Below are 20,934 nucleotides of genomic sequence, written 5' to 3'. Positions count from 1 at the left end.
ATATCTGATATTTGGAGCAAAGGATGAAAGTGACACTCCCGGATTTTCACCGTGCAGAAGTTTTAGTTGTCGGAGATGTGATGTTAGACCGCTATTGGTATGGACCAACCAGCCGGATTTCACCGGAAGCCCCAGTACCTGTCGTCAAAGTCAATACCATTGAAGAACGTCCGGGAGGGGCGGCTAACGTTGCTATGAATATTGCTGCCCTTGGGGCGAATTCACATTTGGTTGGTTTGACGGGGATTGATGATGCGGCGCGTGCGTTGGATGAAAAACTGAGTAGTTTTAAAGTGCGCTGTAATTTTGTTGCTGTGCCGACTCATCCGACAATTACCAAACTGCGGATACTTTCCCGTAACCAGCAGTTAATCCGCCTGGATTTTGAAGAAGGTTTCGATAACGTTGATGCGCAACCGATACTTGAGCGCATTGAACAAGCGTTACCTCATATCGGCGCATTGGTTCTGTCTGACTATGCTAAAGGCGCGTTGAGTCAGGTTCAAAAGATGATCAAACTGGCAAATGATGCCAACGTACCGGTGTTAATCGATCCGAAAGGGAGTGATTTTGAACGCTATCGTGGCGCAACTTTGCTAACGCCGAATTTGTCTGAATTTGAAGCGGTGGTAGGCCACTGCAAAGATAACGACGAACTGATTGATAAGGGCACTAAACTGGTTAAGGACTTGGATCTTCAGGCATTACTGATTACCCGTTCTGAACAGGGGATGAGTTTATTGAGTGTTGATCAGCCGCCACTGCATTTGCCAACACTGGCTCAGGAAGTGTTTGATGTGACTGGTGCTGGCGATACGGTGATTGGTGTGCTGGCAACGGCGATGGCGGCTGGAAAGCCACTGAATGAAGCCTGTTTCCTGGCGAATGCTGCCGCGGGTGTTGTGGTTGGCAAATTGGGGACTTCAACGGTTTCGCCGGTTGAACTGGAGAATGCTGTTCGTGGCCGTGCTGAAACCGGTTTTGGTGTTATGAGTGAATTTCAGCTTAAACAGGCAGTGGCTTATGCTCGCCAGCGTGGCGAAAAGATTGTGATGACTAATGGCTGTTTCGACATTCTACATGCGGGTCATGTCTCTTATTTGGAACATGCTCGTAAACTGGGTGATCGGTTGATTGTCGCTGTTAACAGTGATGCATCAACTAAGCGGCTGAAAGGTGAAACCCGTCCTGTCAATCCACTGGAACAACGAATGATAGTGCTATCGGCGCTGGGGGCTGTGGATTGGGTTGTTCCGTTTGAAGAAGATACACCACGCCGTTTGATTACGGATGTTTTGCCGGATGTATTGGTGAAAGGTGGAGACTATAAGCTTGAAGAGATTGCTGGCAGTGAAGAAGTTTGGGCTGCGGGGGGTGAAGTCAAAGTGCTGAACTTTGAAAACGGTATTTCAACAACCAATATCATTAACGCGATTAAAAAGCAGTGAATAATGTTTTATAAAACGGAGTTTGCTGGGAAATAAGGTACTGGCAGGAGTATGCCGATTGGAGTGAAGAATTAGCGACACTCCAGCGGCATGGTTTTGTACAGGGCGGGATTTTACTTTGTTTTTTAATTCATTTAGCAGCCATTTTATACTCCACTTATTTTACATTTACCTAATTTGCCATAATCATTTAAAAGCGCGAATATAAAAGCATTAATATCAAAGGCGGATTTAACTCAATGAAACTTTTCAGCAGGAGCGTTAATGGCATTTAATCGAAAATCATTAACCATTAAAAGCGAGTTGAAAAGAAATCCGCATGGAGAAGAATATTACCCGAATAAACGGGGATTAAAACGCTTTCTCGCCGGTTATTTTATGAAGAAAACTGAAAAAATAATGTAATAAAAAAGGGATAAAATGGTTAATCCGGCAGGATTTAAACCCTGAAAATGGGGCGGATTATCCGAGAAAAAGCAAGGGTATTTTTATCTCATCAGGTTATTTACTGGTTGATTTATGGAGAAAAAATAAAAAGGATTAACCGATGAAAACCACTCAGGACTGCCAGTAAATCTTAATCGTAAACGATATGACGGTGATGAAAAAAGGGAAAACACAATATCCGATGATGATTAAACTTCATAAAAATCAGGTATTAAAAGTGGTAAAAACAACGGTGAAAACGTTATGCTGATTAAAACCATAAATTAAAAAAATAGTCTTTAATAACAGTTTAAAAACTGCCTATCATAAAACTCATGGCAGAATTCCATCTTCCATAATCATTTAAAATCGCGAATACAAAAGCATTAAGGCTTTAATATTAAAATTGGATTTAACTAAATGAAACTTTTCAGCAGAAGAGTTAATTGAGTTTAATCGAAAATCATTGACCATTAAAAGCGAGTTGAAAAGAAATACGCATGTAAAAGAATATTACCCGAATAAACGGGGATTAAAACGCTTTCTCGCCGGTTATTTTATGAAGAAAACTGAAAAAATAACGTAATAAAAAAGGGATAAAACGGTTAATCCGGCAGGATTTAAGCTCTGAAAATGAGGTGGATTATCCGAGAAAAAACAAGGGATGTTTTTATCTCATCAGGCTATTTACTTATTGATTTATGAAGACAAAATAAAGGGTGGTGACTTATTAAAACTGCGGGTAAAACAGCGTCAGTAAAGATAAAAAGTGGATATGATTAGCATTTGTTAAACGTAAAACACGATCGCTAATGATGATTAAACTTAATAAAAAGCAGGTGTTAAAAGCGGTAAAAACAACGGTGAAAACGTTATACCGATTAAAAACCATAAATTAAAACAATAGCTTTTAATCACAGTTTGAAACCTGCTCTGGTTTTATGGGTATTTCAATTAAGGGCCTGAGAATGTGATATTTATGACCGCACCTTTAATCGGCAGGCACCGGTCGAACAACCACAATTAACCCGGTGTCCCTCCAGTGCAACAGGTATTCCCTGTATATTGAACAAGTTGGAGCCTTCCGCAATAGCGCCTGTTTGTTTACAGGCGGGACAAAATACCGGATCGCCTTTACGGGCAACCGCCAGTTGTTGGTTGACTAAGCCGGAACCATTTAAAACATCGCCTCCGGTTGTGGTGGTATCACCTTTAAGGATAATTTTTTTCTTTCTACTATACTTCGCATTATTTACTCCGTTGTATTTTCCGCTTCGCGTATTAAATGCCAAATCGTTTTTGGCAATATTTTCCGGTGAATATTTTTTTAACCCTTTCAGCTCATGACGGTGAAAACGCAGGTGAGTACCAAACTCCTCCCGAAAGCGGCGGTAACAGGCCAGAATGCACTGTTTTTTCTCCTGCGTGTAACCCTGTTTAAAAAACAGGGTAATTGAGAGACCCAGGCGGGAAACGGTCAGTCCATCGCCATTGATAAAAAGAAAAGAGGTCAGTTGTGATCTCAACCGGGCAAAGTAATCTACAGTTTTCATCATTTTCTCCGTGAATTATCAGGCGGTAGCCAATTTCACACTCGCCAATATTAATCAACCCGCTCATAATGATTTGATTAAGAAAACGGATGGCACCCTGCTTAGTGATAATCATCGCAGGCAAACGCAGGGCATATTCGGCTTTTCTCGACAGATAACAGGGATCTTCATCGGCGGGAAAGATCCCGATTTCCATCGTACAGTTAATTGAGGTGACGGCCGGGCACATCTTACCGCTGCTGGATATTGTCATACTTACTTTCTCCTTAAACTCCATAACACTGAAAGGTTGTTTGGGATAGTGAGCCAATACGGCAGATAAAGACTAATCCATCCATATTTGAACCCTTACATCATTCTGAAACGGGATAATGACGACAGCGGCCATTAAGCGAATAATCACGTTTTGTTTTTTTAATCGCGCAGCAAAACGCTTTTTCATATTACCGAGCCGGTGTTTCAACCTGATGGCTCTGAATACAAAGATAGTTCCAGCCTGTTCCTTAGTAAAAAATGTAAGCAGAAAACACAAGTCACTTAATACGTGGCATTTGAGAGAACAATAAACAACTTCCCGTTGAGTCGAGAGGAAATGAATAACAGAGCATTTCGCACTCTGTATTTTATGACCATGAGATCACGATATTTATCATATGAACATGACAAAAATGTGATGCTCATCACATAAAATGGCCAATTAATTGCTCTCAATGCATGGAATTAATAAAAGTCGCCGTAAATTTTCGCCTAATTCGGGAGAAATCTAAAACCCCAGAAGCGTCAAGATATTAATCCGGTGTATTTGGGCTGACAATATATGCTTTGCGTGTTTCTATTTGAATTCGGTGACCGTCTTGACGATCACCTTTAATTGAATAGCAATGAGATAAAATGGTGTCGAAGTTAATTAGCAATTAACTTGCCCATTACTCTTCTTTTATTGAGTTATTACCAGATGGCGTATTCTTATCTTCAAGCTTCGCCGCCAATTCATTTAAACGCTGCTCCATCGCCGTTAATTTTTCACGGGTACGCAGCAGAACCTGAGTTTGAATGTCAAATTCTTCGCGGTTAACTAAATCAAGTTTGCCAAGCTGGGATTGCAAAATCATCCGTAATTTCTTCTCTATATCGTCACCAAACTCTTTAACTCCCTTTGGTAAGGAATCCTGGATTTGGCGGGCAATTTGTTCAATTTTTTTGGGATCGAGCATGATGCATCCTTTTTATGACATAAATAATCTCCGATAGTGTAATACCAGATGGTAAAACCACAAACCATTGTGAGCCAGGTTTCACATCTGATTTTGTTGATTGCCCCCGGTAAATATTAGCGTTATAGTTTGCTGGCTTATCTCAGGGCGGGGTGAAAGTCCCCACCGGCGGTAAACATCAGGTCATCTTACGGGTGACTAGGTGAAGCCCGCGAGCGCTCCGTTTGTAGTTATCTTTATGATAAATCGGAGGTCAGCAGATCCAGTGTAATTCTGGAGCCGACGGTTATAGTCCGGATGGGAGAGAATAACGGCATCTGTCGGGCTTTTTGCCCGTCTGTTGTTCCGGCTATGGTATGCGAACATTATATTAATAATATTAATGTTACGATGTGGTGTCATAGTGAGAACTCCTCAAGACTGCCCTGATTCTGGTAATCCATAAATTTTAATGAGGTTTTTTACCATGAATCAGACGCTACTTTCTGAATACGGCACATCATCAGAACGTGTTGAACGCGCTATCGACGCTTTACGGGATGGCGGCGGTGTGATGGTGCTGGATAATGAAGATCGTGAAAATGAAGGTGATATTATCTTTGCGGCCGAAACGATGACCGTAGAGCAAATGGCACTGACTATCCGTCATGGCAGCGGTATTGTCTGCTTGTGCCTGACAGAGGACCGCCGCCAGCAATTGCAATTGCCAATGATGGTGGAAAATAATTCCAGTCCGTTCCAGACTGCTTTTACTGTAACCATTGAGGCTGCTCAGGGTGTGACAACCGGTGTTTCTGCGGCTGACCGTATCACAACCATTCGTGCAGCGATTGCGGATCATGCGAAGCCAAGTGATTTGAACCGTCCGGGCCATGTTTTTCCACTGCGCGCACAGCCTGGTGGTGTCCTGGCCCGTCAGGGACATACTGAAGCGACAATTGATTTGGTCAGTTTGGCAGGTTTCAAGCCAGCAGGTGTGTTGTGTGAATTGACCAATGATGACGGTTCAATGGCGCGTACTCCTGAAGTGGTCCAATTTGCGAAATTGCATAATATGCCGGTGGTAACCATTGAAGATTTGGTGGCTTATCGTCAGGCAGTAGATCAGAAAGCCAGTTGAAACGTAATCATCTGATAATCGGCTGAAATATCGGTTATAACGCACATATATTTACCTAAACCACAGTTCGCACAAGCTGTGGTTTTCAGTTTTTTTGAATAAATCCATCACCATTGGCACACTGTTTTGCCTGTCTGAAAGGCGTAATCTCTCTGCAAGTATTAAAATTATCTATATTTGGTATGGGAGGTCGTATGAATATTTCCAGAATGCCAGCTCTGTTTGTTGGTCATGGCAGCCCAATGAATGTACTGGAAGAAAATCGTTATACCAACGCCTGGCGTGAGCTTGGCGAAAGGTTGCCTGTCCCCAGAGCGATTCTGGTGATTTCTGCTCATTGGTACACTAATGGCACTGTTGTAACTGCCATGACTCAGCCGAAGACTATCCATGATTTTCGTGGCTTTCCACAGGAATTGCATGAAACTCAGTATCCGGCAAAGGGATTACCTGAGCTGGCCGCTTTAGTGCAAGAAATACTGGAACCTGTGGAGGTTTATGCCGATCACCATCAATGGGGATTAGATCACGGGACTTGGGGCATTCTGATTAAGATGTATCCTCAGGCCAATATTCCTGTGGTGCAGTTGAGTATAGATGACGCTAAGCCAGCGACGTATCACTATGAATTAGGGAAAAAGCTGGCTACTTTGCGAGATGAAGGTGTGTTGATCCTGGGAAGTGGTAACGTGGTACACAACCTTCATGCCATGAAGCGGCAGGAACCTAATGCTGAACCGTACCCTTGGGCAGAAACATTTAACCATTATGTGCGTGATAACCTTGCCAGCAATGAGCAGCCTTATCCTTTGGTTCATGCATTGGACAGAGAAGATGGTCAGTTATCCAATCCCTCTCCTGAACACTTTTTGCCATTGCTGTATGTCATGGGAACGTGGGATAGAAAAGAGGTGGTTTCTATTCCTGTCGATGGCATTGTGTCCGGGTCATTGAGTATGTTGTCTGTACGGGTTGGTTAAATAGTCAATTTTTGTGCTGTATTGATTGAAGTTTTTTACCCTTTTGTTAGGATCCCCGGTGGCGAGATCATCGCCACCTTGTCCGCGGAAAGGGCTGCGCCCATGATCATTGAAACGGTATGCCGTATGGCTTTCCCTTTTCTGTCTGACTGGCAGAACAGCCTCATACAAATAAGCAATTATTTCAGCAACTCACTGAGCATAATGAACCTCTGCCGTGGCTGGGCGATATTATGCTTGATGTCATTATTGATAATCTGTGCCTTGCACCAGAACCGGCAATATATTTTGACTCTGCGTCTTCAACATTGATGCTGACGCAGTTTGGCCAGGAATTACTGGCTAATAAGCGGGATTGGATAGAGAGTTTTCCTCTGGATCGCTGGTTGGGAGGTGTGCTTATTACGGGAGGTCAAGCTTGTTGGCGCTGGCATCAACAACGGAGAACCCTGATATTCTCGGATTGATATAAGACCGATATATCAGCCATAAATTAATGGATGTAGGCTTTGTTGAGGTAGATACGTTCCAAATCATCTTGAGCTTTAAGTGTCCAATAAACTTCCATGCTTATCATGTTTTCAGCTTGGATGTGAAATTAATAACATCTGAATGGCTAACAATACGGCTTGTATCGACATCCGTAAGGCCAGACAAAATCATTTGGTGGCGACGTTCACGTTCCTCAATCATTGAGGTAAGAGCCTCTTTAATGATCCGCGACTTTGAGCGGTCTAACTCTTTGGCTAAATCGTTTATGGCTGTAGCTAGTTTGATAGGTATCTGCGCGGTAATCGTCTGTTTTGCTGATATGGACATAAGAACTTCCAATAATCGTTATTGACCACTATGGCATCAATAATAGTCAGATTCTTTGCTGAGAAAAGTAGTTCTCCTTTTATGAAAGGGTACTTTCTGGTTAATTATGCTCAAGGTATGAGTAAATACATTTTTAAATCATCAATTCATGCTCAATGGATGGTAAAAAAAGGGTTGCCTATTGAAGTGAAAAAATCCATTGCATTTTCAATGATGTATTGTGTATCGTTAGAGTTCGAAGAGTTACAGTCAAATTTTGTTTTTTCAAATATTACTGACAGTGGGTTTAGTTGTGAAGATTTAATTTCAAATTTATTGGGTTTTTATAAATCAGTGCAACCAAGGGATTATATGTCTTTAATAAAACCCAAATCTAAAGAGTATGCATATAAAATATGGGATTATTACGGTCCTGTAGGTAAGTATAAGAATAAAGAGTTAAGACCTTGGGTTTTTCCTGATCCGGAGAGGTATCCTAACAATGCTTTTCCGTATAAGAAGAATTTGCCATATTATTTAAATACAATTAAACCTTTTTCTTCTTATGAGAAAGATATTGTTATAAGTCATGTAAAGCCAATAGCTTCTTATGAGGTTAAGTTGTGAGAACATTATTTTTTTTCGTATTTTTTTTCTTCGTTCTTATCTTTTGGGGGTGGTGGTTTTTATCAATGCCTAATGTATTTTATAGTGAGAAAGATTTTTTTAAATATAATTTATTAACTTATAATGAGATAAGGAACTCTCCCCGTGTATCAGAAAATTATGTTTTCGAATACTCGCCGAATGATGAAACATCACCACAAAGAAGCACCATTTATTTCTGTGATTTAAAAGATATAAGCTCCAGTTATAATGAACTGGTTCATTATATAAATGGAAATGGTTTTTTTATATCAAGAAATAATTCGTTGTTATATAAAGATAGCTCAAAAGATGATGTGTATTTTATCTTGGATAAAGTGATTTTTAATAAAAAGGAATGTTTAGAATTGATTTTTTCAAAAGAGATTAAATAATTTTAATTATTTCTTTTGTTTTATAAGTTATAATTTTAACGAGCGATTTTATTTTATACATGGTGTTTTATGATGCATATAATATAGTGGTTTTATTAAGGTTTTTTATAATTAATTATGGATATAAAATTTTTATGGGTCGAAATTATGAATAAGTTAACAGTGGTAATAACGGTGATAATATTTACTTTTATTAGTGTTTATTTATGGTTATTTATGATGCCTAATTTTATTTATAAAGAAAATGACTTCTTAAAATATCATCTGCTTACGCATAAAAAAATAAAAGAAGTTCCGCGTATTTCTCAAAATTATTTCTTCGAATATTATCCGAATGATGAATCATCACCTATATATAGCTCTGTTTATTTTTGTGATTTGAAACGTATGGCGAATAACTATAATGAAATCGTTAATTATATAAAATCAACTGGTTATACAGTAAATAATGATAACGTATGGTATATAAAAGGCGCTGAAACTATATATGACGATGCTTTTATGCTGTCAAAATCGCCTGTAGTTGGAAGTGAAAAGAAAGAGAATTGCTTAGGATTGACCTTTTCTGAAAGTGTTAAATGACTTTAATAATCTCTGGTTATTAACGGATATTATTAAGGAATTAATGTTTTTAATCAAGAATGTTTGGTATTGGCCTTTTCAAAAGAAATAAAATGATCTGAATTATTTGGGGATTACTCCCCAAAATATTAATTTCAACTAACCCTTTCATCCCATATGCTATATCCTGATGTACCTGCGATATGGTGTTTCCAAGTTATATTTCCATAGGCAATGGATATAATCTCATAGGGTTGTGCATCATTATGGGTAAGTGAATTGGGATAATGGGTAGATATATTGGTTATCGATGCATGCATGATTTCAATTGAATAATATTTTTCTTGAGAACCATTATTTGATGTTCTGTAAAAATCTAATCTGCAATTTATTGATTCGTTTTCTGATATTGCTATGCCTAATAGCGGCGAGGATTTGTCTATTGGCTTAGTGATTGAGATAGGTGAGTGATTAACATTTTGTTCTCTGCTGATATCATGGTCAAATGAGTAGACATAAATTTCATTTTCATGACCAGTTTGATATTTATTGCCGATAGAATCATAGGTAGAACAACCGCTGGATATCAGCCCTTGCTTTTTACCTTATATTGTGTTCGCCATATTATTTATCCTTTTTTTATAAGCTTGTAAGGGTACAATGTTTTTTCATCGGATTTTCAAGGGAGGAATTTGCGGTATTTTACGATCTTCCTTATTCCTCCCTTGTCTGGATATTAATCCAAAATAATGTGCGGATAGAAGCGGGATAAATCCTGGGTTATCAGTTCACGGTCTTCACGCAAACCAATACCACAAGGCTGATCATTGACCAACCAGCTACCAATCAACGTATAACTGTCACCGAATTTTGGCAGTGTATGGAATTGCTGAACGATCATGCCTTCTTTACCGTAAGGACCATCAGCACTGGCAATTTCCTTACCATTCTCAATGATACGGATATTCGCCCCTTCCCGTGAGAACAGTGGCTTAATAACATAGCTGTCCATTGCTGGATGGTTATCATCAGCAAAATAAGCGGGTAACAGGTTTGGATGATTCGGAAACATCTTCCATAACATTGGCAGTAATGCTTTGTTAGAGATAATGCTCTTCCAGGCAGGTTCTAACCAGCGAACGCCGGCATCTTCCAGTTTGGTGGCGAAAATCTCACGAAACATCATCTCCCAAGGATAGAGTTTGAACAGATTGCTGATCACCTGGTCTTGCAGATCAGTAAACTGGCCTTTCTCACCCAGACCGATCTCTTCGATAAACAAGAATTCAGTCGGGACACCGGCTTCCAGCGCGCAATCCTGTAAGTACTGAATGGTACCGCGATCTTCTTGCGTATCTTGACAGCAGGCCATGTGCAGTAAGCCAAAACCATGTTCATCACGCAACTGAGCAAAGCGTTCAATCAACTGCTCTTGCATGCTGTTGAATTGATCGGCATGTGCTGGCAACAAACCGGTATTCATCTGATCTTCCAACCAGATCCATTGGAAAAAAGCAGATTCATACAGTGAAGTTGGCGTATCGGCATTATTTTCCAACAATTTTGCCGGGCTTTTACCATCGTAAGCCAAATCCAACCGGGAATAGAGTGACGGCTGGCTGGTAATCCAGGAACTGCGGACAAAATCCCAGCAATGTTTTGGGATCTGGAATTTAGTCAACAGCTCTTCACTGTCGATGACTTTTTCTACCACTTGCAAACACATCTGATGCAACTCGGCAGTGGTATTCTCGATTTCTTCAATTTGAGCAAGAGAAAACTGGTAATAAGCATCTTCACACCAGTATGGCTCGCCATGCATGGTGTGAAAATTAAAACCATATTCTGTCGCTTTCTCGCGCCAGTCCGGGCGCTCAGTAATAGCAATGCGTTTCATCCGTGATTAGCCCCCCATTGAACGTGAAGTGGAGCCAGAAGAGGAACTGCGTTGCATGGTTGACTGTTTTGCAACAGAGTCACCGAAACCGCCACGGGTGACAGTTGTTGTCGTGGCGGGTTTTGGCGCCATAGCGGTTTTAGGAACCGTCATGGAACGGCCACCAGCAGTAGCAGGGCCATAGCTTTTGCCTGTCGCATCAACAAATTTACCGTTTGCCGGGCTGGTGGCAGATTTGGAGCTAAACAGCGGTTGTGATGGTGCTGCGCCGCCGCCCATCAGACGCCCCATCATAAAACCTGCCATCAGAGGCATCCAGAAGCTGCCACTTTGCTGCGGTTGGGCTTGTGCATTGCTATTCGCAGCTGTGCTGGAGCCATCCGATGCACTGCTGCCAAGGCCCGCCTGTGCCGGAGCCTGAGTACATTGTGCTTCACCAAACTCAGCGATGCAGTCTTCTTTGGTCGCATATTTAGGCGCTGTTTTTTCCGCTTCTTTCAACGCGTTGTTGTAAGTCAGATTACATTGTTCACTTTGTGATGGGTTTGCCTGAGAACAATCATCTGCGTTCATGTAAAGAGAGACGGTTTCATCACTCTGTTCACAGGCAGATAACATGAAAACCGCACTGACAGCGATTGCCACAGGCGCAAGGCGATAACTGCGCCAGGCTTTACGGAATGTGTCGTGATTAATATTTTTGGTCCGCTTTATTGTCATAGTCGTATACCCAGATTTTAAGTGTCTGTGATGCTTTAATGAAATAGCTCTAAGGATAGGGGAAAGATGAGCAAAATTAAAGCATAAACCTTCGAATTGATAGCCTAATTTTTTGTCTGACAAAGCGGTTGCTGGATATTGATTGTCTGGTATTCCGTTAAATCTGGTTTTAATGTGGTGAAATAGATATGTGAATTTTAAAAAACAGTGCTGTAATTGACATTTTGTGGTATTAATCCTGCCCGTATAAGTTCTAGTAAATTAAGGATAATTAAACGGGTAACGTTATGAAGTAAATAAATCTACTAATTATATTATCTGCTGTTATAGCGTCAGCAAATAATCTCGGTAATATAATCTTAAATTAGTCACTAATTGTTATTATATTATTGTTGTTGTATTTTCTATTTTAATTAAGGAGCTTAAGTAGTATGGATAAAAGTCAATATTCAGAAAAATGGCAAGCGCGTTTTACATTCTTTGAACAACATGGTGCTCCTAAGGCATCTGAGTATAGCGCTGCTATAAAAGCGGAATCTTTTGGACGCCGTATCTTGTTGAACATGAATTTTATCGCCTTCTTTTTTGGTTTTATTTACTTCTTTGTTTTAGGTTTATGGCGTAAAAATCTGGCTTTATTCGGTATCGCTGTTGTAGTGGGTATACTATTAGGGATTATTGAAAGTATTCTGAATATTGAGATCTCTCCAGTTGTTAGCATGAGTATTAACTGTGCTTTCGCGGCAATATGGGGAATAACCGCTAACTATGCTTATTATCTAAAAGAAAAGGTGAATAGTCAGAGTTGGAACCCATTTGAAGGATTTTTCTGATTTATATATTTTCTGCACTAAGGTAAATATCAGATTTTCTTACAGAGTAGATTGTCGTTGGCAGGCAATAAAACAGCCCGCTTTATGGCGGGCCGTTAATTAGTGAAGGTGAAGGGCTGAATTAATTACGGCCAGATGTTACGGGTGCGTCTGTTTCCCGAACAATACTGCTGGCTGATGTTGAGATCTGTTTATCCAGCGTATTATTCAGAGCTGCTAAATCGTTCTCATTAAGCGTGCCAAGTGCGTGCTGAATGTTCAGTTGATTAATCAGATAATCATAGCGAGCGTTGGACAGTTTTTGTTTGGCATCGTACAACGTTGTCGTCGCATTTAGCACATCAACAATGGTACGTGTACCGACCTGATAACCGGCTTCCATTGCATCCAGTGAGCTTTGCGCGGAAACAACAACCTGTTTGTAGGCGTTGATACTGCTGATGGAGGCAGATATGTTGTTAAAAGAGGAACGGACAACCTGTACAACATTGCGATAGGTGCTTTCCAGTTGTTCGCTGGCGCTGACAAAACCATATTGTGCCTGTTCAACGCGGGAACTGGTTGCCCCGCCGCTGTAAATTGGCAGACTGAGTGTCAGACCAACACTGTTTTCGCCATTATAGGCATTGCCGGGTTTTCTGCCTGGCTCATAGCCGGAGCCGTGAGACTGGACGTTTGAAACGCCGGTAGAGGCGCTTAGATCAATTTTTGGCATATGGCCGGTTTGTTCTGCTTTGATTTGCTCACGAGCCAGATCCTGACCTAAACGTGCAGATAACAGGCTTAAATTACGTTTCTCCGCCTCTTTCACCAGAATATCCACGGCTTCTGGTTTATGCGTTTTGAAACGATCAATATTCAGCGAGGATAACTGAGGGTAATAAGTACCGGTTACCTGACGCAGAGCTTCCAATGCATTATCCAGATCATTGCGGCTGGCAACTTCCTGAGCGAGTACGCTGTCGTAGTTAGCTCGGGCGTTCTGAACATCGGTAATGGCGACCAGACCGACATTAAAACGCTGAGTGATTTGATCCAACTGGCGATAAACAGCTGCTTTCTGCGCTTCAATGTAAGAGAGTGAATCAATAGCGCGCAGTACTTTGAAATAAGCCGTTGCACTATCCAAAATCAGTTTTTGTTCACTGCTCTGGTAGGTAACGTCAGCAATACCCGCCGTTTTTTCTTGTAAGTTCAACTGGCGCCATTTAGACATATCAAAAATGGTTTGAGTCAGCTTAAGCGTCGCGCTTAAGGCATTGTTTTCTGTGTCACGTGTATCGCGGTAACCACTGTTGTAGGTATATCCCGTATTTAATCCCAACTGAGGTAATAATGGACTACGGGATTCATTAATTTTTTCAAAAGCCGCATTACGCTCAGCCATTGATTTACGTAGTTCAGGATTACTTTCTTTTGCTTGCTTATAAACCTGCAAAAGATCTTCAGCCTGACTGACAGAGCTAAATCCCGCTAGGCTCATAGCGATAAAAAGGGAGAGCAGTTTCTTCATTTGCATTCCTTGTTGTGCAGCTATTTTGCTTGTTGCCTTGATGAAAAACGAAATATCACTGATTCTAGCAGAGTATGCTATCAGTCGAAGGTAGCCGTTTGTGCCATATTGCCTTAATTTAGCTTAACTTTACACCACCAAAAGGTGAATTTTTTAACTCTGCTTGATTAATATCATTTAGTGGCTAGCCAATAAGGAAGTATATCAGGAGAATTTTATGAATAAAAAGCTGTCAATGCCAGTCATGCTGAATAAACAAGATGTGGAAATTATCGCGAAAAAGAGTTTGTACAAAGGATTCTTCAAATTGACAAATTACCGCTTCCGTCATCGTCTGTTTGCTGGTGGTTGGAGCGAAGAGGTCAGTCGCGAAGTTTTTGAACGGGGACATGCGGGGGCTCTGTTGCCTTATGATCCACGCCGCGATGAAGTTGTGTTGATCGAACAGATACGAATTCCGGCGATAGAAACTAAAGCAACGCCGTGGTTGCTGGAAATTATTGCCGGTATGATTGAAGAGGGCGAAGATGTAGAGCGTGTGGTGCGCCGTGAAGCGATGGAAGAGGCGGGAATTGAAGTTAAACGTTGTAAACCGGTGTTAAGTTACCTCTCCAGCCCTGGAGGAACAACTGAACGTATTTCTGTGATGGTGGGGGAAGTTGATGCCACTAAAGCTGCCGGTATTCATGGATTGTCGGGTGAACATGAAGATATTCGGGTGCATGTGGTCAGCCGTGAGCAGGCTTATCAATGGATGGAAGAGGGAATTATTGATAATGCCGCTTCAGTGATTGCGATACAATGGTTAGCATTGCACCATGAAAAGTTAAAAAAAGCGTGGAATTCAGATAATTCCTGATTTTTAACCGAGAAAAGGGAAGTGTGTGCCAGTCAGCAGATCTCTTGCGTTAAAACGGGTTATGATGCTCGCCAATGATTTATAGGACAAGGAAACCATTTGGAAAGCCAGTTTAAACTGCCTGTGGTAGAAGGAACCACAGCCAAAATATTGCAAATAACAGATACGCATCTTTTTGCCGGCAAAGAAGAGACTTTGTTGGGTATTAATACTTATCGCAGTTACCACGCGGTGCTGGATGCCATCCTCAAACAAAATGCTGATATTGATTTAATCGTTGCGACAGGTGATTTGGCACAGGATCAGTCGTTGGAAGCCTATCGGCATTTTGCCGATGGTATTGCCCGTTTGTCGGCACCTTGTGTCTGGTTGCCCGGTAATCATGATTACCAGCCTGCTATGGTGGATGCTCTGGCGGCCGCGGGTGTTTCTCCGTCGAAACAGATTTTGGTCGGTGAGCATTGGCAACTCCTGATGCTTGATAGTCAGGTAGCAGGTGTTCCGCACGGAGAGCTGTCGGAATATCAGCTTGAATGGATGAAAAAGTGCCTGGATATATATCCTGAGCGTTACACGGTGATCTTGCTTCATCATCATCCATTACCATCGGGTTGCATCTGGCTGGATCAGCATAGCTTGCGTAATTCACATATCTTGGCTGAGTACCTGCAAGGTTATTCTCGGGTTAAGGCGATGCTTTGCGGGCATATCCATCAGGAGGTGGATATGGACTGGAATGGCATTCGTATGATGGCGACACCATCAACAAGCGTGCAATTCAAGCCACACTGCACTAATTTTACGCTTGATACGGTTGCGCCGGGATGGCGTTATCTCGAATTATCTATTTCTGACCGTGGCGAATTTGGTTTGACAACTCAGGTCCATAGACTGGAGAGCAATGAATTCTGCCCTGATTTAGATTCGGATGGATACTAGGTTGTGTTTGTCTCCTTGTGCCGCTGTGTTACTCTCTGCTTATTGGGCCTGCCAAGCCTCACCATTTGTGGCTTATCGCATAGGAACATAGCGGCCAGTGGTATTTACGCACAATTGAGGGACACAGCCTGATGCCAACATTACTCTATCTGCATGGTTTTAACAGTTCCCCGCAATCTGCAAAAGCGAATGCCCTGAAAAAGTGGCTGCATCAGCAGCATCCTGACATTGACATGTTGGTGCCTCAGTTACCGCCGTATCCTGAAGAAGCGGCTGAACTGCTGGAAAATCTGGTGGTGGAACGTGCCGGGGATAATTTGGGGATTGTTGGCTCTTCTCTCGGCGGTTATCTGGCGATATGGCTTTCACAATGTTTCAGTTTACCCGCAGTTGTTGTCAATCCGGCTGTTCGCCCGTTTGAGTTACTGCGGGATTATCTTGGGGAAAATATTAACCCCTATACCAATCAACGGTATACTTTTGAACAGCGCCATATCCATGATCTCAAAATCATGCATATTGAACCGCTAGAGTCACCGGATCTTATCTGGTTATTGCAGCAAACCGGGGACGAGGTGCTGGATTATCGTCAGGCCGTTGCCTATCTTGTATTATGTAAGCAAACTATTGAATCTGGTGGTAATCACACTTTTATCGGGTTTGAGCACTATTTCCCACAAATCATCAACTTTCTTGGGTTTTCCAGTGATGGCGAGAAAAAACTTGCCAAAAATGTTTGAACGACTGGTATTATCAACAGTATACAAAACTGATTAGCCCTTTAATCAAGAAGCAACCGACAGAATTACAACATGACTCAATCTAGTTACAACGCAGATGCCATTGAAGTTCTCAGTGGTCTGGAGCCGGTTCGCCGTCGTCCGGGAATGTACACTGATACAACTCGTCCGAACCATTTGGCACAAGAAGTGATCGATAACAGCGTGGATGAAGCTTTGGCGGGTCACGCTAAACATATTGAAGTGATCCTTCATAGCGATCAGTCACTGGAGATCATTGATGATGGCCGTGGTATGCCGGTTGATATTCATCAGGAAGAAGGGGTTTCAGCGGTTGAATTGATCCTGAGCCGCTTACATGCCGGTGGTAAATTTTCTAATAAAAACTATCAGTTTTCCGGGGGCCTTCACGGTGTGGGGATCTCGGTGGTTAACGCTTTGTCTAAGCGGATTGAAGTTACCGTCCGCCGTGATAGCCAGGTTTATCAAATCGCTTTTGAGAATGGCGATAAAGTGCAGGAGCTGGTGGTGATCGGCAGTTGTGGTAAACGCAATACCGGTACCAGTGTTCACTTCTGGCCTGATGAAAGTTTCTTTGACAGCCCACGTTTCTCAGTTTCCCGTCTGACGCATTTACTGAAAGCGAAGGCGGTTTTGTGTCCGGGGGTGGAAATTGTTTTTAAAGATAAAATCAACGATACCGAGCAAAAATGGTGTTATGCCGATGGTCTGACCGACTATCTGATGGCGGCGGTTAATGGCTTGATAACATTGCCGCAAGCCGCTTTTGTCGGTACTTTCAGCGGTGAAACCGAAGCGGTTGACTGGGCGCTGCTCTGGTTGCCTGAAGGGGGGGATCTCCTGACTGAGAGTTATGTGAACCTGATCCCGACGATGCAGGGCGGTACCCATGTAAACGGGCTGCGTCAAGGGTTACTGGATGCCATGCGTGAATTTTGTGAATTCCGCAATATCCTGCCACGCGGTGTGAAGCTTTCTGCCGATGATATCTGGGATCGTTGTGCTTACGTTCTGTCTGTAAAAATGCAGGACCCGCAATTTGCCGGTCAGACGAAAGAACGTCTCTCTTCCCGTAAATCCGCTGCCTTTGTTTCTGGTGTCGTCAAAGATGCTTTCAGCTTGTGGTTGAACCAGAATGTTCAGGAAGCAGAGCAATTGGCTGAATTGGCGATCGCCAGCGCACAGCGCAGAATGCGCGCCGCGAAAAAGGTGGTGCGTAAAAAACTGACCAGTGGCCCTGCGTTACCGGGAAAATTAGCTGACTGCACATCACAGGATCTGAATCTCACCGAGTTATTTTTGGTGGAAGGGGATTCTGCGGGCGGTTCGGCGAAACAGGCCCGTGATCGTGAGTATCAGGCGATCATGCCGTTGAAAGGAAAAATTCTGAATACCTGGGAAGTCTCTTCGGATGAAGTGTTAGCGTCACAGGAAGTCCATGATATCTCAGTTGCTATTGGCATCGACCCGGATAGCAACGATCTCAGCCAGTTACGCTATGGTAAAGTCTGTATTCTGGCGGATGCCGACTCAGATGGCTTGCATATTGCGACGCTGTTGTGTGCATTGTTTGTCCGCCACTTCCCAACATTGGTTAAGAATGGCCATGTTTATATGGCAATGCCGCCTTTATATCGTATCGATTTGGGCAAAGAAGTGTATTACGCACTGGATGAAGAGGAAAAGATCGCGGTGCTGGATCGCCTAAGCCGCAAACGGGGTAAGCCTAACGTACAGCGCTTTAAAGGGTTGGGTGAGATGAACCCACTGCAACTGCGTGAAACGACGTTAGACCCGAACACCCGCCGTCTGGTGCAATTGACTATCAATGATGAAAACTACCAGGAAACCTTCTCTGTGATGGATATGCTTCTGGCGAAGAAGCGTTCAGAAGATCGCCGTAACTGGCTGCAAGATAAGGGTGATACTGTGGAAATTGAAGTGTAACGCCCACAGGGATAGTCAAAGAAGATTCTGAGGAAATTAACGAATGAGTGAGATAACTCACGATGGCGTGGAGCGTTTGCCGCTCCACTCGTTTACTGAAAACGCCTATTTGAACTACTCCATGTACGTCATCATGGACAGGGCGCTGCCTTTTATCGGTGATGGTTTGAAACCGGTTCAGCGCCGTATTGTTTATGCCATGTCAGAACTTGGGCTGAACAATACCGCTAAATTTAAGAAATCCGCCCGTACTGTAGGTGATGTATTGGGTAAATACCATCCACATGGTGATGGTGCCTGTTATGAAGCGATGGTGCTGATGGCGCAGCCATTCTCTTACCGTTATCCGCTGGTGGATGGACAAGGGAACTGGGGCGCGCCGGATGATCCTAAATCTTTCGCCGCGATGCGTTATACCGAATCCCGTCTGTCCAAATATGCAGAGTTGTTGCTGACCGAATTAGGGCACGGCACTGTTGACTGGGTACCGAACTTTGACGGCACATTGCAGGAACCGAAAATGCTGCCGGCGCGTTTGCCAAATATCCTGCTGAATGGCACCACCGGTATTGCGGTAGGGATGGCGACAGATATCCCGCCTCATAACGCGCGTGAAGTGGTTAATGCACTGATAACGCTGCTGGATAAGCCACAAAGCTCCCTTGATGAGCTGATGGTACATGTTAAAGGTCCTGATTATCCGACCGAAGCGGAGATCATCACGTCGCATGAAGATATCCGTAAAATTTATAAAAGTGGCCGCGGTTCGGTACGAATGCGTGCAGTTTGGTCAAAAGAAGATGGCAATGTGGTGATCACTGCGCTGCCACATCAGGTTTCTGGTGCCAAAGTACTGGAACAGATCGCCAACCAGATGCGGGCTAAAAAATTGCCGATGGTTGATGATTTACGTGATGAATCTGATCATGAAAATCCAACCCGTCTGGTGATTGTTCCCCGGACAAACCGGGTGGATGTGGAGCAGGTAATGAACCACCTGTTTGCGACAACCGATCTGGAAAAGAGTTATCGCGTCAACCTGAATATGATCGGATTGGATAACCGCCCGACCGTAAAAGGTTTGGTTGAGATCCTTTCCGAATGGCTGGTATTTCGCCGGGAAACGGTACGTAAGCGTTTGAACCATCGTCTGGAAAAAGTCCTTAAACGCCTGCATGTGCTGGAAGGCCTATTGATCGCGTTTCTCAATATTGATGAGGTCATCCACATTATTCGTAGTGAGGATGAGCCAAAACCGGTGTTAATGGAACGTTTTGGTTTAAGTGAGACTCAGACGGAAGCCATTCTGGAACTGAAATTACGTCACTTAGCTAAATTGGAAGAGGTGAAAATCCGTGGCGAACAGGATGAATTGGCAAAAGAGCGTGATAAGTTACAGGCAATTTTAGGTTCTGAGCGTAAGCTGAACACGTTATTAAAGAAAGAGATTATTGCTGATGCGGCGACTTATGGCGATGAACGTCGTTCTCCAATGAGAGAGCGTGATGAAGCCAAAGCCATGAGCGAGCACGACATCACACCTTGTGAGCCAGTGACCATCGTACTGTCAGAGATGGGTTGGGTGCGCAGTGCGAAAGGTCATGAGATCGATCCGGCTGGGCTGAATTACAAAGCGGGCGACAGTTTCCGTGGCGCGGCTCGTGGTAAGAGCAATCAGCCGGTGGTTTTTATTGATACAACGGGCCGTAGCTACTCGCTTGATCCGCGGGATATGCCTTCTGCCAGAGGCCAGGGGGAGCCACTGACGGGGAAATTGACTCTGCCCGCGGGTGCAACAGTAGAACATGTATTGATGGCACCTGATGAACAGAAATTTTTGATGGCATCTGATGCCGGTTACGGTTTTATCTGTACTTTTAGTGATCTGGTAGCCAAAAACCGGGCGGGTAAGGCACTGATTACATTGCCGGAAAAGGCTGGCGTCATGACGCCGCTGGAAATAAATAACGCGCAGGATGATATGCTGCTGGCAATCACCAGTGCAGGCCGGATGTTAATGTTTCCGGTTGCGGATTTGCCTCAGCTTTCCAAAGGGAAAGGAAATAAGATCATCTCTGTTCAGTCAGCGTCAGAAAATGATCTATTGAGTTGGTTATTGATACTACCGCCACAATCGTCAATTACACTTTACTTTGGTAAACGTAAACTGACTCTGCGTCCTGAGGATTTACAGAAATTCCGTGCAGAGCGTGGGCGTAAAGGAACATCTCTACCTCGTGGGTTGCAACGTATTGAGCGGGTTCAGGTTGATACACCTCTCTCTGCGATCGGTGTAACTAAATAGTGGAATTAAATGAAACTAAC

20 protein-coding genes, 3 pseudogenes and 1 riboswitch are annotated in these 20,934 nt (G+C 43.0%); of the genes and pseudogenes, 14 read left to right on the top strand and 9 right to left on the bottom strand.

Annotated elements, in window-relative coordinates; all coding sequences use genetic code 11:
• Window positions 1-23 precede the first annotated feature (23 nt).
• Complete coding sequence (gene hldE, locus ACGF63_RS11000; protein ID WP_152962588.1) at window positions 24-1,448, top strand: bifunctional D-glycero-beta-D-manno-heptose-7-phosphate kinase/D-glycero-beta-D-manno-heptose 1-phosphate adenylyltransferase HldE; 1,425 nt, start codon at window positions 24-26, stop codon at window positions 1,446-1,448.
• Window positions 1,449-1,712: 264 nt separating this feature from the next.
• A complete protein-coding gene (locus ACGF63_RS10995; RefSeq protein WP_157890161.1) occupies window positions 1,713-1,853 on the top strand; it encodes a hypothetical protein in 141 nt (46 codons plus the stop codon).
• 998 nt (window positions 1,854-2,851) lie between these two features.
• Here the strand turns inward: ACGF63_RS10995 and ACGF63_RS10990 are convergent.
• From ACGF63_RS10990 to ACGF63_RS10975, 4 genes and pseudogenes are all read right to left on the bottom strand, one after another.
• A pseudogene (locus ACGF63_RS10990) lies at window positions 2,852-3,123 on the bottom strand (PAAR domain-containing protein).
• 49 nt (window positions 3,124-3,172) lie between these two features.
• Window positions 3,173-3,427: pseudogene (locus ACGF63_RS10985) on the bottom strand (hypothetical protein); the annotation flags it as partial.
• Window positions 3,312-3,680, bottom strand: coding sequence for a hypothetical protein (locus ACGF63_RS10980; protein ID WP_387630765.1), 369 nt, complete (start codon window positions 3,678-3,680; stop codon window positions 3,312-3,314). The pseudogene ACGF63_RS10985 and the gene ACGF63_RS10980, both read right to left, overlap by 116 nt.
• 673 nt (window positions 3,681-4,353) lie before the next feature.
• Window positions 4,354-4,641, bottom strand: a complete 288-nt coding sequence (locus ACGF63_RS10975; RefSeq protein ID WP_387630670.1) for an accessory factor UbiK family protein — start codon at window positions 4,639-4,641, stop codon at window positions 4,354-4,356.
• Between the two features lie 135 nt (window positions 4,642-4,776).
• A riboswitch (FMN riboswitch) is annotated at window positions 4,777-4,954 on the top strand.
• A gap of 153 nt (window positions 4,955-5,107) precedes the next feature.
• On the opposite strand from ACGF63_RS10975, the gene ribB reads away from it, so the two are divergent.
• The 3 genes from ribB to ACGF63_RS10960 all read left to right on the top strand — a co-directional run bounded on the left by ribB (window position 5,108) and on the right by ACGF63_RS10960 (window position 7,208).
• On the top strand, window positions 5,108-5,761 hold the full coding sequence (ribB, locus tag ACGF63_RS10970) for a 3,4-dihydroxy-2-butanone-4-phosphate synthase (protein WP_387630667.1): 654 nt from the start codon (window positions 5,108-5,110) through the stop codon (window positions 5,759-5,761).
• Between the two features lie 194 nt (window positions 5,762-5,955).
• Entirely contained in the window at window positions 5,956-6,741 is a 786-nt protein-coding gene (ygiD, locus tag ACGF63_RS10965; RefSeq protein WP_387630665.1) for a 4,5-DOPA dioxygenase extradiol, read from the top strand.
• A gap of 233 nt (window positions 6,742-6,974) precedes the next feature.
• Entirely contained in the window at window positions 6,975-7,208 is a 234-nt protein-coding gene (locus ACGF63_RS10960) for a hypothetical protein (protein ID WP_387630662.1), read from the top strand.
• A 106-nt stretch (window positions 7,209-7,314) separates the two neighbouring features.
• Here ACGF63_RS10960 and ACGF63_RS10955 read toward each other — a convergent pair whose 3' ends face one another.
• On the bottom strand, window positions 7,315-7,560 hold the full coding sequence (locus tag ACGF63_RS10955) for a CopG family ribbon-helix-helix protein (protein ID WP_387630659.1): 246 nt from the start codon (window positions 7,558-7,560) through the stop codon (window positions 7,315-7,317).
• 30 nt (window positions 7,561-7,590) lie between these two features.
• Between ACGF63_RS10955 and ACGF63_RS10950 the strand changes: the two genes are divergently transcribed.
• From ACGF63_RS10950 to ACGF63_RS10940, 3 genes are all read left to right on the top strand, one after another.
• A complete protein-coding gene (locus ACGF63_RS10950; protein WP_387630657.1) occupies window positions 7,591-8,166 on the top strand; it encodes a hypothetical protein in 576 nt (191 codons plus the stop codon).
• Between the two features lie 65 nt (window positions 8,167-8,231).
• Window positions 8,232-8,579: a hypothetical protein gene (locus ACGF63_RS10945; RefSeq protein WP_387630654.1), complete on the top strand. Its 348-nt coding sequence runs from the start codon at window positions 8,232-8,234 to the stop codon at window positions 8,577-8,579.
• A 147-nt stretch (window positions 8,580-8,726) separates the two neighbouring features.
• Window positions 8,727-9,161: a hypothetical protein gene (locus ACGF63_RS10940; protein WP_387630652.1), complete on the top strand. Its 435-nt coding sequence runs from the start codon at window positions 8,727-8,729 to the stop codon at window positions 9,159-9,161.
• 134 nt (window positions 9,162-9,295) lie between these two features.
• Here the strand turns inward: ACGF63_RS10940 and ACGF63_RS10935 are convergent.
• The 3 genes and pseudogenes from ACGF63_RS10935 to ACGF63_RS10925 form a co-directional block, all read right to left on the bottom strand.
• Window positions 9,296-9,745: pseudogene (locus ACGF63_RS10935) on the bottom strand (Hcp family type VI secretion system effector); the annotation flags it as partial.
• A gap of 131 nt (window positions 9,746-9,876) precedes the next feature.
• Window positions 9,877-11,037 carry a glutathionylspermidine synthase family protein gene (locus ACGF63_RS10930; protein ID WP_152962581.1) on the bottom strand — a complete coding sequence of 387 codons (1,161 nt, stop codon included), beginning with the start codon at window positions 11,035-11,037 and terminating at the stop codon, window positions 9,877-9,879.
• A gap of 6 nt (window positions 11,038-11,043) precedes the next feature.
• Window positions 11,044-11,757: a DUF1190 family protein gene (locus tag ACGF63_RS10925; RefSeq protein WP_036842287.1), complete on the bottom strand. Its 714-nt coding sequence runs from the start codon at window positions 11,755-11,757 to the stop codon at window positions 11,044-11,046.
• Between the two features lie 431 nt (window positions 11,758-12,188).
• On the opposite strand from ACGF63_RS10925, the gene ACGF63_RS10920 reads away from it, so the two are divergent.
• Entirely contained in the window at window positions 12,189-12,590 is a 402-nt protein-coding gene (locus ACGF63_RS10920) for a DUF2628 domain-containing protein (protein WP_387630649.1), read from the top strand.
• 121 nt (window positions 12,591-12,711) lie between these two features.
• Here the strand turns inward: ACGF63_RS10920 and tolC are convergent, their stop codons facing one another.
• The gene (gene tolC, locus ACGF63_RS10915; RefSeq protein ID WP_152962578.1) at window positions 12,712-14,103 is read right to left on the bottom strand and encodes an outer membrane channel protein TolC; all 1,392 of its coding nucleotides are present in this window, start codon (window positions 14,101-14,103) and stop codon (window positions 12,712-12,714) included.
• Window positions 14,104-14,320: 217 nt separating this feature from the next.
• Between tolC and nudF the strand changes: the two genes are divergently transcribed.
• From nudF to parC, 5 genes are all read left to right on the top strand, one after another.
• Entirely contained in the window at window positions 14,321-14,962 is a 642-nt protein-coding gene (gene nudF / locus ACGF63_RS10910) for an ADP-ribose diphosphatase (protein WP_152962577.1), read from the top strand.
• Between the two features lie 99 nt (window positions 14,963-15,061).
• Window positions 15,062-15,901: a 3',5'-cyclic-AMP phosphodiesterase gene (gene cpdA, locus ACGF63_RS10905; protein ID WP_387630645.1), complete on the top strand. Its 840-nt coding sequence runs from the start codon at window positions 15,062-15,064 to the stop codon at window positions 15,899-15,901.
• A 131-nt stretch (window positions 15,902-16,032) separates the two neighbouring features.
• A complete protein-coding gene (yqiA, locus tag ACGF63_RS10900; RefSeq protein WP_387630642.1) occupies window positions 16,033-16,641 on the top strand; it encodes an esterase YqiA in 609 nt (202 codons plus the stop codon).
• A 72-nt stretch (window positions 16,642-16,713) separates the two neighbouring features.
• Complete coding sequence (gene parE / locus ACGF63_RS10895; RefSeq protein ID WP_036842295.1) at window positions 16,714-18,609, top strand: DNA topoisomerase IV subunit B; 1,896 nt, start codon at window positions 16,714-16,716, stop codon at window positions 18,607-18,609.
• 43 nt (window positions 18,610-18,652) lie between these two features.
• Window positions 18,653-20,914, top strand: a complete 2,262-nt coding sequence (parC, locus tag ACGF63_RS10890; protein WP_036842296.1) for a DNA topoisomerase IV subunit A — start codon at window positions 18,653-18,655, stop codon at window positions 20,912-20,914.
• Window positions 20,915-20,934 lie beyond the last annotated feature (20 nt).

Origin of the sequence: Photorhabdus sp. RM322S (assembly GCF_042879395.1) — a bacterium.
In the GTDB taxonomy this organism is placed as follows: Bacteria; Pseudomonadota; Gammaproteobacteria; order Enterobacterales; family Enterobacteriaceae; genus Photorhabdus; species Photorhabdus khanii.
This window is presented reverse-complemented; position numbering and strand designations above follow the sequence as displayed.

What these genes read in the sequence shown, in the direction of transcription:
- ACGF63_RS10925 (WP_036842287.1), bottom strand. Translation starts at nt 11,757, where the DNA reads ATGACAATAAAGCGGACCAAAAATATTAATCACGACACATTCCGTAAA.
- ACGF63_RS10955 (WP_387630659.1), bottom strand. Translation starts at nt 7,560, where the DNA reads ATGTCCATATCAGCAAAACAGACGATTACCGCGCAGATACCTATCAAA.
- tolC (WP_152962578.1), bottom strand. Translation starts at nt 14,103, where the DNA reads ATGAAGAAACTGCTCTCCCTTTTTATCGCTATGAGCCTAGCGGGATTT.
- ACGF63_RS10930 (WP_152962581.1), bottom strand. Translation starts at nt 11,037, where the DNA reads ATGAAACGCATTGCTATTACTGAGCGCCCGGACTGGCGCGAGAAAGCG.
- ACGF63_RS10960 (WP_387630662.1), top strand. Translation starts at nt 6,975, where the DNA reads ATGCTTGATGTCATTATTGATAATCTGTGCCTTGCACCAGAACCGGCA.
- ACGF63_RS10920 (WP_387630649.1), top strand. Translation starts at nt 12,189, where the DNA reads ATGGATAAAAGTCAATATTCAGAAAAATGGCAAGCGCGTTTTACATTC.
- nudF (WP_152962577.1), top strand. Translation starts at nt 14,321, where the DNA reads ATGAATAAAAAGCTGTCAATGCCAGTCATGCTGAATAAACAAGATGTG.
- ACGF63_RS10980 (WP_387630765.1), bottom strand. Translation starts at nt 3,680, where the DNA reads ATGACAATATCCAGCAGCGGTAAGATGTGCCCGGCCGTCACCTCAATT.
- ACGF63_RS10995 (WP_157890161.1), top strand. Translation starts at nt 1,713, where the DNA reads ATGGCATTTAATCGAAAATCATTAACCATTAAAAGCGAGTTGAAAAGA.
- ACGF63_RS10940 (WP_387630652.1), top strand. Translation starts at nt 8,727, where the DNA reads ATGAATAAGTTAACAGTGGTAATAACGGTGATAATATTTACTTTTATT.
- ribB (WP_387630667.1), top strand. Translation starts at nt 5,108, where the DNA reads ATGAATCAGACGCTACTTTCTGAATACGGCACATCATCAGAACGTGTT.
- hldE (WP_152962588.1), top strand. Translation starts at nt 24, where the DNA reads ATGAAAGTGACACTCCCGGATTTTCACCGTGCAGAAGTTTTAGTTGTC.
- parE (WP_036842295.1), top strand. Translation starts at nt 16,714, where the DNA reads ATGACTCAATCTAGTTACAACGCAGATGCCATTGAAGTTCTCAGTGGT.
- ACGF63_RS10945 (WP_387630654.1), top strand. Translation starts at nt 8,232, where the DNA reads ATGCCTAATGTATTTTATAGTGAGAAAGATTTTTTTAAATATAATTTA.
- yqiA (WP_387630642.1), top strand. Translation starts at nt 16,033, where the DNA reads ATGCCAACATTACTCTATCTGCATGGTTTTAACAGTTCCCCGCAATCT.
- ACGF63_RS10950 (WP_387630657.1), top strand. Translation starts at nt 7,591, where the DNA reads ATGGCATCAATAATAGTCAGATTCTTTGCTGAGAAAAGTAGTTCTCCT.
- ACGF63_RS10975 (WP_387630670.1), bottom strand. Translation starts at nt 4,641, where the DNA reads ATGCTCGATCCCAAAAAAATTGAACAAATTGCCCGCCAAATCCAGGAT.
- ygiD (WP_387630665.1), top strand. Translation starts at nt 5,956, where the DNA reads ATGAATATTTCCAGAATGCCAGCTCTGTTTGTTGGTCATGGCAGCCCA.
- parC (WP_036842296.1), top strand. Translation starts at nt 18,653, where the DNA reads ATGAGTGAGATAACTCACGATGGCGTGGAGCGTTTGCCGCTCCACTCG.